Genomic DNA, 15,088 nt, shown 5'->3' on the forward strand with positions numbered 1-15,088 from the left:
CTCTAGCAAGATATTTTATTGTGCTTTTCTTGCATTTCCTTGATATTCCGCTATACTCTCGCTCCGAGTTAGCCAAACAATCGCTGGTTTATTGAAGCCCTAAACCGTTTATAACGACCTAGTGGGACAAATAGACGAGAGGAAAGTCCGGGCTACATAGGGCAGAGTGCCAGATAACGTCTGGGAGGTGAAAGCCTACGACAAGTGCAGCAGAGAGCAGACCGCCGATGGCTTTTTAGCACAGGTAAGGGTGAAAGGGTGCGGTAAGAGCGCACCGTGTGAGTGGTAACATTTCACAGCAGGGTAAACTCCACTCGTAGCAAGACCAAATAGGAACTCAATGGGTGGCCCGCTCAGAGTTCGGGTAGGTTGCTTGAGCGTTTGTGTGAATAAACGCCTAGATGAATGATTGTTCAACGACAGAACCCGGCTTATCGACTAACTCAAAGAATAAAATAGCCTCCATTTTTGGAGGCTTTATCTTATCTTAAAAGTGCGGTCTATTTTTTCAATAAATCTTTTAACCCTTCTTTCATTGCCGACATTTGGTGTTCATAAGCCGCTTTACTTTCCCGTTCATCAATCATATAAGTGATGGTTTCAGAAAGCGTCATTTTCATTTTTTTAGCATATCTTGATAGCCTTAACCATACAGAATATTCTAAATCAATTGATTTTTTCTTGGTGGTTTGCTTTTCCGCATTGAAAAAACGTTTACGCCGCGCGCGAATCGCTTGATCTAATTTCACGACTAAATTAGGCGAAAGATGCATTTTCACCCATTCTTCTATTTGTACAGCATTATTTTGCACTGCGATCAAACGGCGTACCATTTCTTGCTGTAAACTACGCTCTTCATAGCGTGTAATTTGCTCCCCTTCACGGGCTTTTTTTGTTAAATAGAGCCATTTCCAGTGCGCTTCTTGATTTTCTAGCTTTTGGTATTTCATCGTATTCCCTCAAGTCCGTTACGGGGTAACTCTATAAGTTTACGCTGTTCTGATTTTTTTCGCTAGTAAATTTTGTTTTACGGTGATAAATCTGTCTAATCACTATATTTTTAGCGATGTTTATGAAGCGTGGTGGAATTGCACCACGCTTTTTTAAGCAAATTGATAAGGGATAATATGGCTTAAATCTTCGTTAATGATTGAACGAGTTTGTTCTGTGTCATAATGTGATTGCATATTAAGCCAGCTTTGTGCATCGGTACCAAAGAATGTAGCCAAACGCAATGCGGTATCGGGAGTAATGGAACGTTTGCCTTTGACAATTTCATTAATTCTGCGAGGTGGGACAGAAATCGCTTTTGCCAGTGCGTATTGGCTAATACCAAGTGGTTTTAGCCAATCTTCTAATAAAATCTCACCGGGGTGGGATAGGGGAATTTCTCTAATCATAATCAGTAATCCTTAATTTAGTGGTAATCCACAATTTCAACATCAGTGGCGTGTCCATTTAACCAAGTAAAACAAATCCGCCACTGATCGTTAATTCGAATGCTGTATTGCCCTTTTCGATCACCAGAAAGCTGTTCTAAATGATTTCCCGGAGGAATTTTTAAAAAGTTAAGCTCTGTTGCTGCATTGAGTTGTTGAAGTTTTCGCGTTGCGACTTTTTCAAATGCGATAAAACGCCGTATTCGTTTACCTTCAAAAAATGCCTGGGTTTCTTTACAGGAAAAATGGGTAATCATAAATAATAACGCCTTTCGTTAATATTGCATATATAGTAACGGATTACGTTATTAAATGCAAGGCATAATATACAAAATAATCCCATTATGCGATAATCCACCTTTTGAATCATTACCCAAAGAGAGCCACATACTTTGCCTGCGTTATTTAATCAAGTTTTATCTTGGCAGAATTTACGTCCTGAATTAGCAGGGCGAGCAGATTTTTCACAATCTATTGATTTTTTTGATTTACAATCTCGCGCTCGTGCTAGCATTGCGCAATTCTTACAAAATTCTGACCGCACTTTGCTCGTGTTAAAAGCCGATCAGCAAGGGGAATATGCGGTATTACTGGAAAAATACATCAGTAAGTTCCAACCACAACATTTGCCGTTGCAAGGTGTGCGTTATCATATTGAACAAGGTTCTGAGCAACGATTGCCTACTATCACCTTACAAAATGCGACTAGCTTGGAAGATAATTTTGCAGCAAAAAAACAAGTGGCAAGTGCGATCTATTATGATCACCAGCGATTATTTGGTAATGTACGAGAAAACGCACAACAGATTGATTTACAAAGTGGCTTGGTCCATCAACTCAATGGTGGGGTACTGATTTTAAGCGTAGAGCCTTTATTAACACAAGTAGGCTTATGGGAACGATTAAAACAGCTTTTGAGCGAACAGCATTTTCATTGGCAGTCTTTACACCCTTATAAACCATTGCCTTGTGAGATTCCAAGTTACGATCTGGCATTAAAAGTGATTTTATTGGGCGATCGCACGCAACTCGCTTTATTAGAAGAATTAGACGAAAATCTTTACCAACTTGCCGATTATGGCGAAATTGAAAGCTATTTTTCTCTTGATGATGAGCAAACACAGCGGCAATGGCAAAATTATGTGCAGTCTTATGCCAAACAGCTTGGCATACAGCTTAGCATTGAGGGAATAAATAGGTTATATCAGCTTTTAGTGCGAGAAAGTGAAGATCGCCATTGTATTAATATTTCACCGTTAAAGCTAAAAGAAATGCTGAGCAACACCCGAACCTTAGCACAATCCGATGAATTAAGTGCGGTGCAATTTGAGCAATATTTTCAAGCAAAACAGCAGCAACAAGGCTTTTTACAACAGCAAACCTATGCCGATATTCTGCGCGAACAAATTTATGTTGCCACTCAAGGTGAGGCAGTCGGGCAAATTAATGGGCTTTCGGTGATTGAGTATCCCGGTAGCCCAATATCCTTTGGTGAACCTTCACGGATTAGCTGTATTGTTCAGCTTGGTGAGGGAGAAGTGATTGATGTTGAACGTAAAAATGAGCTGGCAGGCAATATTCATAGTAAAGGCACAATGATTGCTGAAGTGTGTTTAGCGAATATTTTGGATTTACCGACTCAACTGCCGTTTTCAGCCTCTATCGTTTTTGAGCAATCTTATAGTGAAATTGATGGCGACAGTGCATCGCTTGCCTGTTTCTGTGTGTTAGCCAGTGCCTTAGCATTGCAACCGTTACCTCAATCTATCGCAATTACAGGGGCGATTGACCAGTTTGGACTTGTTCATTCTGTCGGTGGAGTAAATCAAAAAATTGAAGGCTTTTTTGCCATTTGTGAAAAACGGGGGCTAACGGGGAATCAAGGCGTGATTGTGCCTTCTGCGGTGTTAAATCAGCTGAGTTTATCGGAACAGGTAATCAATGCGGTGAAAAATCAGCAATTTTCAATTTGGGCAGTTGATGATGTTTTTCAAGCCTGTGAGATTTTGTTTAAACGCCATTTATTAGCCGAGGAAGATAGCACGTATAATGAACAAAATCAGCCACTCAGCGAGCTTATTAATCAACGTTTAAACGCCCATTCTGAGCAACAAAAAAGTGGTTTTTGGCATTGGTTATTGGGGAGAAAAAATTAACATTTTTTACACCGCACTTTTCTACCAAACCAGAGCAAAAAACTGAGGAAGAATTAAGTCTCGTTAAAAGAGCGGTAAGATTTTTCCAATTTTTTCGGCGAGCAGCAATGTTCGCCTTTTTCTTTATTAAAATTTACTTATTTACCCACTGATCGGACAAGTTTAGCGAACAAGTGTTAGCTGTATCTATTTCGTCGAAAGCCTGATAGAATAGTTGCCGAATTGATACATTCAGTATCATCACATATTAGAGGACATAAAAATGACAAACACTTGTACACCAAATAAAAAAAGTAGCTACAACTATGAAGATTTATTGGCATCAGGGCGTGGTGAATTATTTGGCGAACAAGGCCCACAGCTCCCAGCCCCAACAATGTTAATGATGGATCGCATTGTAGAAATGAATGAAGCAGGGGGAACCTTTGGTAAGGGATATATTGAAGCAGAGCTAGATATTCACCCTGAGTTGCCTTTCTTTACTTGCCATTTTATTGGTGATCCAGTAATGCCGGGCTGTTTAGGGTTAGATGCCATGTGGCAGCTTGTTGGTTTCTATCTTGGTTGGATTGGTGGCAAAGGTAAAGGCAGAGCCTTAGGTGTTGGTGAAGTGAAATTTACAGGACAAATTTTACCAACGGCGAAAAAAGTGATTTACCGCATTAATATGAAGCGTGTGGTAAACCGTAAGCTAGTGATGGGATTAGCTGATGGTGAAGTTGAAGTCGATGGCAGAGTGATTTATACAGCAACAGATCTAAAAGTAGGTTTATTCCAAGATACTTCCGCCTTCTAGATAAATAACTTAATTTTCCCTATTGGCTCAAATGTTACCCCTTTCCCATTTGAGCCTTTTTTATTCTATGTCATCAACAATATCAGCAAAATTTGCTTGCAAAATCTTGGCTAAATGCAGAGGAGACAGTTCCACACTTAACCCTCGCTTTCCACCTGATACGTAGATATACTCAAAATTTAGCGCAGATTGTGCAATCACTGTTTTCACTTTTCTTTTTTGCCCTAGCGGGCTAATGCCACCGACTAAATACCCCGAGCTTTTTTGGGCAGCCTCTTTATCTGCCATTTCCACTTTTTTCACGCCGATAGCTTTTGCTGCTTTCTTCAAATTCAGCTTATTAGCCGTAGGAAGCACAAAACAAGCGAGTCTTTTTTGATCGCCATTTTCAGCCACAAGTAAAGTTTTGAAAGATTGTTCGGGCGGAATGCCTAATTTTTCTGCAGCTTCATCACCAAAATGGAGGTTGTTTGGATCGTGATCATAACTATGCAACACAAAAGGGATTTTATGCTTTTTTAATAAATCAATAGCTGGTGTCATTTTCTTTTCCTATTAGAATTCGGTAAAATGCAGGGCTTATTTTACGCCGATTATTAAAATTAAGGGAGAAAAAATGTTAAAAATCGCCATTGCCGCAGAATTTGAATTAGCCGAAAAACTGGCTGAATGTTTAGAACAAAGCCAGCTTGAAATTGACCACCTATCCGTCGTAGAAATTTTTCCATTTAATGAAGAACAGGGGATTCGTTTTAACAATAAAGCGGTGGAGCAAATAGTGCCAGATGAGGTGGATTGGACAACTTTCAATTATGTCTTGTTCGCAGGCGAAGTGTCAGCGGCAAGCCATTTAGCAAAAGCAGCAGATGCAGGCTGCGTGGTGATGGATTTGTTTGGGATTTGCGCCAGTTTACCTGATGTTCCGCTTGTTCTTCCTACCGTAAATGATCAGCAAGTTATGGAATTACGTCAGCGTAATATTGTTGCTTTACCTAATCCACAAGTAACCCAAAGCCTCTTGCCACTTGCTGATTTATTGCAACAATATCCACTAAAACAGGTACTTATTACATCATTATTACCTGCTTCCTATATGGGAGATGAAAAAGTGGCACAGCTTGCAGGACAAACCGCAAGACTATTAAATGGTATTCCTTTAGAGGAACAAGCACAACGCCTCGCTTTCGACGTCTTTCCAGTGCAACGTGCTAATTTGAGCGCTCAAGTGCAGAAAATTTTTCCTCAACTTGATAATGTGATTTTTCACCAAGTACAGGTTCCCGTCTTCTATGGGTTAGCACAACAAGTCAGTGCCTTTTTTGATTATGACGTAGAGCCAGAAAGGGTAGTGCAAAGTTGGCAACAAAACGCATTACTCAGCTATCATCCTGATACCTTAATCACCCCTGTGATAAACGGCGAAAATGAAAATGGTGAAAGTGAAGTAAAACTGCACATTAGCAACCTTAAGCAACAGCAAAGTGCGGTGGAAAATGGCATTGAATTTTGGTCAGTAGCAGACGAACAACGCTTTAACCTTGCTTTAATGGCGGTAAAATTGACGGAATTAGTTTATCAGGCGGGTTATTAATTTTCTTTCAAAGATAAAGTGCGGTGGAAAAATTTACGTTTTTTCTACCGCACTTTGCTTATGCTCATTTTAAATAAATGACAGCCATATCCTAAAAAAACTATCGCGTAATCGTTTTCGTTCTGCTAGAATTGGCAGGAAAAACACCTTTCTTTAAGTTGCGTTTTTCATCTTTTTTATCAACTAATCTGGATTAAAAAATGGAAAATCAGTCTTTTCTACAAAAACTTTTTAAATTAAATCAAAAAAATACCACCGCAAAAACAGAGATCATCGCAGGGATCACCACCTTTTTCACGATGGTTTATATTGTGTTTGTTAATCCTTCTGTGCTTGGTGATGCGGGGATGGATAAGCAAGTGGTCTTCGTTACAACCTGTTTAATCGCCGCATTTGGTACGATTGCAATGGGATTATTTAGCAATCTGCCTATCGCACTTGCACCAGCAATGGGATTGAATGCCTTTTTTGCTTATGTCGTAGTAGGGAAATTAGGGTATTCTTGGGAAGTGGGAATGGGGGCGATCTTTTGGGGTTCCGTTGGGTTGTTTATCTTAACCTTATTCCAAATTCGCTATTGGTTAATGGCATCTATTCCTTTGAGTTTACGCGTTGGAATTGGTGCTGGGATCGGCTTTTTTATTTCGCTCATTGGCTTTAAAAATATGGGGTTAGTTGTCGCAAATCCAGCAACCTTAGTGGCATTGGGCGAGTTACATAATCCACAAGTATTAATGGGCATTTTAGGCTTCTTTATCATTGTGGTATTAGCTGCGCGTAATATTTATTCAGGTGTACTCATTTCAATTGCTGTGGTTACCACGTTGGCATTAATTTTTGATGAAAGTGTCGTCTTTCACGGGGTTATTTCAATGCCACCGAGTCTTGCACCAGTCGTAGGCAAAGTGGATATTATGGGCGCATTAGATACGGCTTTACTTGGCATTATTTTCTCTTTCTTATTGGTGAATTTATTCGATTCTTCAGGCACGTTACTGGGTGTAACGGACAAAGCGGGCATCAGCGATGAAAAAGGGCGCTTTCCAAAAATGAAACAAGCGCTTTATGTGGATAGCGTGAGTGCGGTTGCTGGCTCGTACATCGGTACTTCTGCCATTAGTACCTATATTGAAAGTGGGGCGGGTGTTTCCGTGGGGGGACGCACAGGAATGACTGCCGTTGTGGTCGGTGTGCTGTTTTTATTAACCATTTTCTTCTCTCCATTAGCCAGTGTTGTGCCAGCTTATGCGACTGCAGGCGCGTTAGTCTATGTAGGAATTTTAATGGCTTCAAGCTTAATTCGTGTTCAATGGGAAGATTTAACAGAAGCCACACCAGCCTTTATCACCGCAGCAATGATGCCATTTACTTATTCCATTACAGAAGGCATTGCCTTTGGCTTTATCAGCTACTGCGTGATGAAAGTGTGTACGGGGCGTTGGAAAGAAGTGAATGCACCTGTATTCGTAGTGTCATTACTCTTTATTGCTAAATTCGTTTGGGTTGGCTAAATCTTTTTTACTAGGGCGAGAAATTCGCCCTAATTTTTTACCGCACTTTTATTATTTTAGATTTGTCTTAAAAACAGGTAAAATATTGCCTATTTTCTGCCGCACTTTAATCCATTACTGTCATCCTGAAGTTTATCGCACTATGCCAAAAACAAGAAAAATCATTCATATAGATATGGATTGCTTTTATGCTTCCATTGAATTACGGGATAAACCTCATCTTAAAAACCTGCCTGTGGCGGTAGGTGGATCGGCAGAGCAACGTGGTGTACTGAGTACCTGTAATTATGAAGCAAGAAAATTTGGGTTACACAGTGCAATGCCAACGGCACAAGCCTTGAAGCGTTGCCCAAATTTAATTTTATTACCCGTAAATATGCCGTTATATAAACAGGTATCACAACAAATTCAGCAAATATTTCATCGTTATACGCATTTGGTTGAACCCTTATCTTTAGATGAAGCCTATTTAGATGTAACAGGTTGTGAACAATGCTCTGGATCGGCAACGTGGATTGCGCAAGAAATTCGTCAAGCCATTTTTGCCGAAACAGGATTAACGGCTTCAGCAGGTATCGCCCCATTAAAATTTTTAGCCAAAATTGCATCTGATAAAAATAAACCGAATGGACAATTTGTCATCGAACCGAATGATGTAGAGGAATTTGTACGCAACCTTCCGCTCAGTGCCATTCCGGGAGTAGGAAAGGTAACCACGCAACGCTTATTGGAAATGGGCTTAAAAACCTGTGCCGATGTACAGCAATTTGAGCCGCATTTATTACTCAATCAATTAGGCAAGAGTGGACAGCGTATTTGGCATTTTAGCCACGCTATTGATGAAAGGGAAGTCCAGCCCGAGCGATTGCGGAAATCCGTCGGGGTAGAAACCACATTGTTGAAAAATATAACGGAGCTAGAACAAGGGGAAGCGGTGCTAAGTCAATTGTATGAGCAATTAGTTAGCCGTGTGCAACGCGCTTGTCCTCATTTACCTGTGCAAAAATTGCGTAAAATTGGTGTAAAGTTAAAATTTGATGATTTTCAAATCACTACCTTAGAGAAAAGTGCGGTGGATTTTAATCAAGAAAATTTCCGTAGATTATTGGCACAAATTTGGCAACGCCGTCAGGATAAATCCATTCGATTAATTGGTCTGCACGTTAATTTACCTGAACAACAAGAAGAAAAACAGATGAGTTTGTGGGAAAACTGAACCGTTAAATCTTGAAATTACAAAATTTATAATTATATTGGTTATTCCTTTAATCATTTATTGGATAATCAATCACATACTTACAATGAGGAACTTTCTATGATGCGAATTTTACTTTTTTTAGCCACCAATATGGCCGTGCTAATTGTCTTTAATATTATTTTGAGCCTAACGGGTATCCGTGCGCAAGATGCTAGCGGATTATTAATTATGGCAGCGCTATTCGGTTTCAGTGGCTCATTGATTTCCTTATTTTTATCCAAAACAATGGCATTAAGATCAGTGAATGGGCAGGTGATTGAACAACCACGCACGGAGCAAGAACGCTGGTTATTGAATACCGTTTCTATTCAAGCACGTGATGCGAATATCCCGATGCCAACGGTAGCGATTTATCATTCTGCTGATGTCAATGCCTTTGCCACTGGTGCAAGCAAAAACAATTCGTTGGTTGCCGTAAGTACAGGATTGCTCAATGCAATGACCAAAGATGAAGCAGAAGCAGTGCTAGCCCACGAAATCAGCCATATTCAAAATGGCGATATGGTTACAATGACCTTGTTGCAAGGAGTGTTAAATACGTTTGTGATTTTTATTTCTCGCCTTATTGCCAATGTGGTGGCGAGCAATCGTAACGACAACGGTGAAAGCAGCAGTGGCATTTATTTCTTAGTTTCAATGGTGCTAGAAGTGGTATTCGGCTTCTTGGCAAGTATGATCGCAATGTGGTTTTCTCGTTACCGTGAATATCGTGCAGATGCAGGTTCAGCTCATTTAGTCGGAAAACAAAAAATGATTGCTGCATTACGCCGCTTACAGCAACTTCACGAGCCACAACAAATGGAAGGGCAATTTGCTGCTTTTGCCATTAATGGTAAAAGAGGTGGATTAGCTTCATTATTTTTAAGCCATCCACCGTTGGAAAAACGTATTGAGGCACTTCAAAAAAGTGATAGTTTAAAATAAACACTTTTTCGGGCAGACACATAGGTCTGCCCCTACAAAATTCGTTTAATTATAATCAGTTATCATTCATTTATACTGGTGTAGGGGCGAACCGATGTGTTCGCCCTTTAAATTGTTACTATTAGCAAGACGTGTTGAAGCGTTGTAATAAAGAAGTGATGGCTTAAAATAAACGCTTTTTCGGGCAGACACATAGGTCTGCCCCTACAAAATTCGTTTAATTATAATCAGTTACCATTCATTTATACTGGTGTAGGGGCGGACCGATGTGTCCGCCCTTTAAAATAATCAATGTGACTAAACCGCCATAAATGTTAAAATAGGGCGTTTTCAAATTTTCAGGCACAGACTTTGTGCCTTATTATTTTTTGGAGTTGTGATGGAGCATCGTTTAGAAGACATTATTGCCATTTTTAATCAATGCTTTGAGCAAGAATATAATACCAAATTGGTCAAAGGGGGCGATGAGCCACTTTATCTGCCCGCCAATGAACATTGTCCTTACAATGCCATTTATTTTGCTCGAGGCTTTTATAGTAGCGCTTTGCACGAAATTTCTCACTGGTTAATTGCTGGCAAAGCACGGCGTAAATTAGAAGATTTTGGTTATTGGTATGAACCCGATGGGCGTTCTGAACAACGTCAGCGTGAGTTCGAGCAAGTGGAGGTGAAACCACAAGCGTTAGAATGGATTTTAGCCACTGCCGCAGGTTTTCGTTATATTGCCAGCAGTGATAATTTAAGCGGTGATCCCGGCGATACACAACCATTTAAACAAGCAGTGTATGAACAAGTAAAAATCTACGCCCAAAAAGGCTTACCGAAACGCGCAGAAATTTTGCGTAAAGCACTCGCCAAATTTTATGGTACACCAGATAATATCAACCTCGATTTATTTGATGTCAGTAGAATTTAAAAATACGGGTAAAAATCCGCAAAATTTATACCGCACTTTGTTTACCTTTTATTTCAAAAGTGCGGGGCAAAATTTCAATAAATTTTATACGGAACGTTGAATGTTAGCATTAGAAATCAAAGGATTAACGAAAGAATATAAAAACGGCGTGAAAGCCTTGCATGGCATTGATCTCAGTGTTGAAGCGGGAGATTTTTACGCCTTACTTGGTCATAATGGAGCGGGGAAATCCACCACTATTGGGATTATTTGTTCTTTGGTTAATAAAACCGCTGGCGAAGTGAAGGTGTTTGGTGCAGATTTAGATCATAATCCAAGTCAGCTAAAACAGAATATCGGTTTAGTCCCGCAAGAATTTAATTTTAACCAATTTGAACGGGTGATTGATATTTTAATTAACCAAGCAGGTTATTATGGTATTCCACGTAAAGACGCGTTGGCTCGCGCGGAAGTATGGCTGAAAAAGTTAGATTTATGGGATAAACGCGAGCAGCAATCACGCCAACTTTCAGGAGGAATGAAACGCCGTTTAATGATTGCCCGTGCCTTAATGCATCACCCTAAATTGCTTATTCTTGACGAACCTACCGCAGGGGTAGATATTGAGCTTCGCCGTACAATGTGGACGTTTTTGCGTGAGCTAAATCAGCAAGGCACAACAATCATCCTTACCACCCATTATTTAGAAGAAGCCGAAATGCTTTGTCGTCATATTGGCATTATTCAGCAAGGACGTTTGGTGGTGAATATGCCAATGAAAGCGTTATTAGCAAAACTAGAAACAGAAACCTTTGTGTTTGATTTAGCCACGCAAGTGGATAAACCAGAGATAATGGGTTACAACGTAACTTGGTTAGATAATAATACGCTTGAAGTCGAGGTGAAAAGAGAGCAGGGCTTAAATCAGTTGTTTTCACAGCTTGATAAGCAAGGCGTACAAGTATTGAGTATGCGTAATAAAGCTAACCGCTTGGAAGAGCTTTTTGTTTCAATGGCACTGAATAAAGGAGTGAAATAATGAGTTTAGCTTGGGTTGCCTTCCAAACCATTTTTATTAAAGAAGTTCGCCGTTTTACCCGAATTTGGGTGCAAACGCTTGTGCCACCGGTGATTACAATGACGTTATATTTTGTGATTTTCGGCCAGCTTATTGGCAATCGTATTGGTGAAATGCACGGTTTTAGCTATATGCAATTTATTGTACCGGGGCTGATTATGATGTCTGCCTTAACTCATTCTTTTGCCAATGTTGCCTCGTCTTTTTATAGCACAAAATTTGCTCGCAATGTGGAAGAGCTGCTGATTTCACCCACTTCACCGCACATTATTATTTTAGGCTATATGGCAGGAGGAATGGCGCGTGGATTGAGTGTTGGTATTCTGGTTACCTTAGTTTCGCTATTTTTCGTCCCATTACAGATTTATTCTTGGACGGTCATTCTTGCGACCTTATTGCTTACCACAGCAAGCTTTGCATTAGGAGGCTTGATTAATGCCGTTTTCGCTCGATCATTTGACGACATTAGCATTATTCCCACCTTTGTATTAACCCCTTTAACTTATTTAGGTGGTGTATTTTATTCTATCTCCTTACTTCCACCTTTCTGGCAAGTGGTGTCTAAATTTAATCCCATTGTCTATATGATAAGTGGTTTCCGCTACGGTTTTCTTGGCATTCAAGATGTCAGCCTTGTTTACACCTTCAGCGTTTTAGGCATTTTTATCACCGCACTTTACGGCATCGCCTATTCTCTAATCAGCCGCGGGGTAGGATTGCGGAGTTAAAAAGAAAAATGCGGTATTTTAATACCGCACTTCTAGTTATCGAATAATTTCATAACAAGGCTCATAAGCCTCGCCGTCTGGGAGTTTCATTCGATGCTGGGTAATGAAATCTTGTAGCACATTGTCCACTTTCTCCATTAAATCTTTATCGCCTTTGAGCTGAAATTTACCTAATTCCGCAATGCGATCTTGTGTATCAGGCTTAATGTTACCCGCTACGATGCCAGAGAATACACGGCGAAGATTAGCGGTAAGGCTAACTTTGCTTTGGTTCATATGCAAATCTAAATTTGCCATATTTTCGTGAGTGGGGATAAATGGTTGTTGAAATTCAGGATCAATTTTTAATGACCAATTGAACCCATAAGAATCATTATTTTCATAACGTAAATGACGAATATCTTCAACAGCCGATTTTATATGACGCGCTACAGCCACCGGATCATCAATGATGATTTTATACAAAGATTGTGCTTCTTTTCCTAAGGTTTCGCCAATAAAACGATCAATCGTAGCAAAATAATCCGCACTTTCTTTTGGCCCCGTTAAGATTAATGGAATAGATTGCGCTTGATTTTCTGGATTGAGTTTGATGCCAAGAATGTAAAGTAATTCTTCAAATGTTCCCGGCCCACCGGGGAAAATAATAATACCGTGTCCCATACGCACAAAAGCTTCAAGGCGTTTTTCGATGTCCGGCATAATAATTAATTCATTAACGATAGGATTAGGTGGCTCAGACGCGATGATTGAAGGCTCTGTAATGCCGATAAAACGACTATGTTTATAGCGTTGATTTGCGTGGCCAATCGCTGCCCCTTTCATTGGGGCTTCCATTACACCCGGTCCACAGCCTGTGATGATATTTAATTCACGATGCCCCAATTCTAGCCCTACTGCACGGCAATATTGGTATTCAATTTGATTGATGGAATGGCCACCCCAGCACACGACCAAATTAGGTAATTCACCCACGATCAAGGCTTTGGCATTACGCAGAATAGAAAAGACTTGATTGGTGATGTGTACGCCATCTTGGATATCACAAGGATTAATCCGTTGGCTTAGCACATTTACGAAGACAATATCACGCAATACAGCAAAAAGATGATATTGAATATTGCGGATAATATGTTGATCTACAAAGGCACTTTCTGGCGGATTATGTAGCTTCAGGGTGATACCACGCTCTGTCGCCACCAATTCAATATCAAAATCAGGATATTGATTTAATAATTTACGGCTGTCATCGGTTACCGCACCAGAATTTAGCACGGCAAGAGAACAGTTGCGATACAGTTGATACAGTTCGCTTTTCGCTTGCTTGGTGAGTAATTCCACTTCAAGGTGTGAGAGCTGTTCCATACTCCCTCGTGGATTAACATAATGAATATTTGCCACTGCAACCTCCTATTGTCTGGCTAAGCGTGTATTGTGCGGTACGCTTTGAAAATTTGAGCGGAACGGATTAATATCCAGCCCACCACGGCGTGTATAACGAGCATAAACTGTGAGCTTTTCTGGCTGAGCAAAGCGCATTAAATCACAATAAATTCGTTCAACGCATTGCTCGTGAAATTCATTATGCTGACGGAATGAAATCAAATAACGTAACAATTTTTCCCGATCAATCTGCTTGCCTACATAATGAATTTGCAAGGATCCCCAGTCAGGTTGTTGAGTGATTAAACAATTTGATTTGAGCAAATGGCTCACTAACTGTTCTTCCACCTGTTTCGTCTCTTGTGTGCAATTTGCTAAATAATTGGGGTTGAATTGGTAATCACGAATTTCAATATCCTGATCATCAATGCAGTCGCCTTGTAATTCATCAATAAAAGTGCGGTGGTAATTTTGTAAAGAATTTAACTGCACCTTGACTTGCCCATTCGCACAATTTGCTAGATCTTGCTGTAAGTGTTGTTGCACTTGCTCAGCCGTCTCGAAATGACTTTGATTAAAACTGTTGAGATAAAGTTTAAAACTTTTTGATTCGATTAAATTTTCACTGCGGAAATCAATTTCCACATCAGCAATGGCAACTTGTGGCACACCTTTGGCATTAAGCCAAGAGATTTCATAAGCCGTCCAAATATCTGCCCCAAAAGTAAAAGGTTGATTTTCCACAATCCCAAGCTGCTCACGGTTTAATTGGCGAGGTACGGCTTGTAGTAAAGTGCGGTCATAATTTTGTGCATATTTTGTTTCTTGCCCAAGTTTTAAGGCGTGTAAACTTTCGTGATTGTAATTCATTGTTTTTCCTTGTTTGATTATTTCATATCTTCTAAAGCAAAAACTTCTTTACTTAATATTTCTGTAATTTGCTTTTGCGTTAATCCAGCGTCAATGAGATTTTTTTCTAGCATTGCTAATCTTTGATTAAATCGTTGTTTTGCTTGATGAATTTGATAAGCAATGAAGTCAGCATTGAGATCACTTTCAATACGATAAAATTTAATATTTGAAATGCAAGGATAAAACCAATCAAATTTAGCGGTAAGTTCTTGAATTGCGATAGTTCCGTGAGCTTCACTAATTCCTTCTCTGCCTAAATATACGCTCCCTTGTAAATTATCAAAGCCGTGTTGGTCTAATACATTCCTAATATCATAATACGCATTATTATAGTTATTTCCGTGATAATTCTCTTTAAGGCAATTCGTATCCATATCAAAAGTGATTAAATAACGGCTCATTGTACAATTCCTGTGG

General features: G+C 39.8%; 16 protein-coding genes and 1 other RNA gene. 10 read left to right on the forward strand and 7 right to left on the reverse strand.

What is annotated here, in order from left to right; genetic code table 11:
- Window positions 1–64 precede the first annotated feature (64 nt).
- Window positions 65–450, forward strand: an RNA gene (rnpB, locus tag L4F93_RS10685) — RNase P RNA component class A.
- Window positions 451–500: 50 nt separating this feature from the next.
- Here the strand turns inward: rnpB and matP are convergent.
- The 3 genes from matP to L4F93_RS10700 all read right to left on the reverse strand — a co-directional run bounded on the left by matP (window position 501) and on the right by L4F93_RS10700 (window position 1,696).
- Window positions 501–950 carry a macrodomain Ter protein MatP gene (matP, locus tag L4F93_RS10690; protein ID WP_250350231.1) on the reverse strand — a complete coding sequence of 150 codons (450 nt, stop codon included), beginning with the start codon at window positions 948–950 and terminating at the stop codon, window positions 501–503.
- A gap of 153 nt (window positions 951–1,103) precedes the next feature.
- Entirely contained in the window at window positions 1,104–1,400 is a 297-nt protein-coding gene (locus L4F93_RS10695) for a HigA family addiction module antitoxin (RefSeq protein ID WP_103852818.1), read from the reverse strand.
- A gap of 17 nt (window positions 1,401–1,417) precedes the next feature.
- Window positions 1,418–1,696: a type II toxin-antitoxin system RelE/ParE family toxin gene (locus L4F93_RS10700; protein ID WP_250350232.1), complete on the reverse strand. Its 279-nt coding sequence runs from the start codon at window positions 1,694–1,696 to the stop codon at window positions 1,418–1,420.
- Between the two features lie 135 nt (window positions 1,697–1,831).
- On the opposite strand from L4F93_RS10700, the gene L4F93_RS10705 reads away from it, so the two are divergent.
- Together L4F93_RS10705 and fabA are read left to right on the forward strand one after the other, a co-directional pair.
- Window positions 1,832–3,595 carry an AAA family ATPase gene (locus tag L4F93_RS10705; protein WP_250350233.1) on the forward strand — a complete coding sequence of 588 codons (1,764 nt, stop codon included), beginning with the start codon at window positions 1,832–1,834 and terminating at the stop codon, window positions 3,593–3,595.
- A gap of 262 nt (window positions 3,596–3,857) precedes the next feature.
- Window positions 3,858–4,391 carry a bifunctional 3-hydroxydecanoyl-ACP dehydratase/trans-2-decenoyl-ACP isomerase gene (gene fabA, locus L4F93_RS10710; protein ID WP_250350234.1) on the forward strand — a complete coding sequence of 178 codons (534 nt, stop codon included), beginning with the start codon at window positions 3,858–3,860 and terminating at the stop codon, window positions 4,389–4,391.
- Between the two features lie 60 nt (window positions 4,392–4,451).
- Here the strand turns inward: fabA and ybaK are convergent, their stop codons facing one another.
- Window positions 4,452–4,934: a Cys-tRNA(Pro) deacylase gene (gene ybaK, locus L4F93_RS10715; RefSeq protein WP_250350235.1), complete on the reverse strand. Its 483-nt coding sequence runs from the start codon at window positions 4,932–4,934 to the stop codon at window positions 4,452–4,454.
- A gap of 73 nt (window positions 4,935–5,007) precedes the next feature.
- On the opposite strand from ybaK, the gene L4F93_RS10720 reads away from it, so the two are divergent.
- The 7 genes from L4F93_RS10720 to L4F93_RS10750 all read left to right on the forward strand — a co-directional run bounded on the left by L4F93_RS10720 (window position 5,008) and on the right by L4F93_RS10750 (window position 12,376).
- Window positions 5,008–5,982, forward strand: a complete 975-nt coding sequence (locus L4F93_RS10720) for an oxidoreductase (protein ID WP_250350236.1) — start codon at window positions 5,008–5,010, stop codon at window positions 5,980–5,982.
- A 200-nt stretch (window positions 5,983–6,182) separates the two neighbouring features.
- Complete coding sequence (locus L4F93_RS10725) at window positions 6,183–7,493, forward strand: NCS2 family permease (protein WP_250350237.1); 1,311 nt, start codon at window positions 6,183–6,185, stop codon at window positions 7,491–7,493.
- A gap of 142 nt (window positions 7,494–7,635) precedes the next feature.
- A complete protein-coding gene (dinB, locus tag L4F93_RS10730) occupies window positions 7,636–8,709 on the forward strand; it encodes a DNA polymerase IV (protein WP_250351686.1) in 1,074 nt (357 codons plus the stop codon).
- Window positions 8,710–8,808: 99 nt separating this feature from the next.
- Window positions 8,809–9,675, forward strand: coding sequence for a protease HtpX (gene htpX, locus L4F93_RS10735; protein WP_250350238.1), 867 nt, complete (start codon window positions 8,809–8,811; stop codon window positions 9,673–9,675).
- 379 nt (window positions 9,676–10,054) lie between these two features.
- Entirely contained in the window at window positions 10,055–10,591 is a 537-nt protein-coding gene (locus L4F93_RS10740; protein ID WP_250350239.1) for an elongation factor P hydroxylase, read from the forward strand.
- A 100-nt stretch (window positions 10,592–10,691) separates the two neighbouring features.
- Window positions 10,692–11,609, forward strand: a complete 918-nt coding sequence (locus tag L4F93_RS10745) for an ABC transporter ATP-binding protein (protein WP_250350240.1) — start codon at window positions 10,692–10,694, stop codon at window positions 11,607–11,609.
- Entirely contained in the window at window positions 11,609–12,376 is a 768-nt protein-coding gene (locus L4F93_RS10750) for an ABC transporter permease (RefSeq protein ID WP_250350241.1), read from the forward strand. Before L4F93_RS10745 ends, L4F93_RS10750 begins: the two co-directional genes overlap by 1 nt.
- A 36-nt stretch (window positions 12,377–12,412) precedes the next feature.
- Here L4F93_RS10750 and ppnN read toward each other — a convergent pair whose 3' ends face one another.
- From ppnN to L4F93_RS10765, 3 genes are read right to left on the reverse strand one after another with little or no spacing between them, the layout of a single operon-like run.
- Entirely contained in the window at window positions 12,413–13,741 is a 1,329-nt protein-coding gene (gene ppnN, locus L4F93_RS10755) for a nucleotide 5'-monophosphate nucleosidase PpnN (protein ID WP_250351687.1), read from the reverse strand.
- 45 nt (window positions 13,742–13,786) lie between these two features.
- Complete coding sequence (gene queF, locus L4F93_RS10760; RefSeq protein ID WP_250350242.1) at window positions 13,787–14,629, reverse strand: NADPH-dependent 7-cyano-7-deazaguanine reductase QueF; 843 nt, start codon at window positions 14,627–14,629, stop codon at window positions 13,787–13,789.
- A gap of 17 nt (window positions 14,630–14,646) precedes the next feature.
- Complete coding sequence (locus tag L4F93_RS10765) at window positions 14,647–15,072, reverse strand: VapD (RefSeq protein ID WP_250350243.1); 426 nt, start codon at window positions 15,070–15,072, stop codon at window positions 14,647–14,649.
- Window positions 15,073–15,088 lie beyond the last annotated feature (16 nt).

It is taken from the genome of Avibacterium sp. 20-132 (genome assembly GCF_023611925.1).
Classification (GTDB): domain Bacteria; phylum Pseudomonadota; class Gammaproteobacteria; order Enterobacterales; family Pasteurellaceae; genus Avibacterium.

Bases quoted from the DNA above. Each gene is read 5' to 3' on its own strand.
- L4F93_RS10720 (WP_250350236.1), top strand. From the start codon at position 5,008: ATGTTAAAAATCGCCATTGCCGCAGAATTTGAATTAGCCGAAAAACTG.
- matP (WP_250350231.1), bottom strand. From the start codon at position 950: ATGAAATACCAAAAGCTAGAAAATCAAGAAGCGCACTGGAAATGGCTC.
- fabA (WP_250350234.1), top strand. From the start codon at position 3,858: ATGACAAACACTTGTACACCAAATAAAAAAAGTAGCTACAACTATGAA.
- L4F93_RS10700 (WP_250350232.1), bottom strand. From the start codon at position 1,696: ATGATTACCCATTTTTCCTGTAAAGAAACCCAGGCATTTTTTGAAGGT.
- ybaK (WP_250350235.1), bottom strand. From the start codon at position 4,934: ATGACACCAGCTATTGATTTATTAAAAAAGCATAAAATCCCTTTTGTG.
- L4F93_RS10695 (WP_103852818.1), bottom strand. From the start codon at position 1,400: ATGATTAGAGAAATTCCCCTATCCCACCCCGGTGAGATTTTATTAGAA.
- L4F93_RS10765 (WP_250350243.1), bottom strand. From the start codon at position 15,072: ATGAGCCGTTATTTAATCACTTTTGATATGGATACGAATTGCCTTAAA.
- htpX (WP_250350238.1), top strand. From the start codon at position 8,809: ATGATGCGAATTTTACTTTTTTTAGCCACCAATATGGCCGTGCTAATT.
- L4F93_RS10750 (WP_250350241.1), top strand. From the start codon at position 11,609: ATGAGTTTAGCTTGGGTTGCCTTCCAAACCATTTTTATTAAAGAAGTT.
- dinB (WP_250351686.1), top strand. From the start codon at position 7,636: ATGCCAAAAACAAGAAAAATCATTCATATAGATATGGATTGCTTTTAT.
- L4F93_RS10725 (WP_250350237.1), top strand. From the start codon at position 6,183: ATGGAAAATCAGTCTTTTCTACAAAAACTTTTTAAATTAAATCAAAAA.
- L4F93_RS10740 (WP_250350239.1), top strand. From the start codon at position 10,055: ATGGAGCATCGTTTAGAAGACATTATTGCCATTTTTAATCAATGCTTT.
- ppnN (WP_250351687.1), bottom strand. From the start codon at position 13,741: ATGGAACAGCTCTCACACCTTGAAGTGGAATTACTCACCAAGCAAGCG.
- queF (WP_250350242.1), bottom strand. From the start codon at position 14,629: ATGAATTACAATCACGAAAGTTTACACGCCTTAAAACTTGGGCAAGAA.
- L4F93_RS10745 (WP_250350240.1), top strand. From the start codon at position 10,692: ATGTTAGCATTAGAAATCAAAGGATTAACGAAAGAATATAAAAACGGC.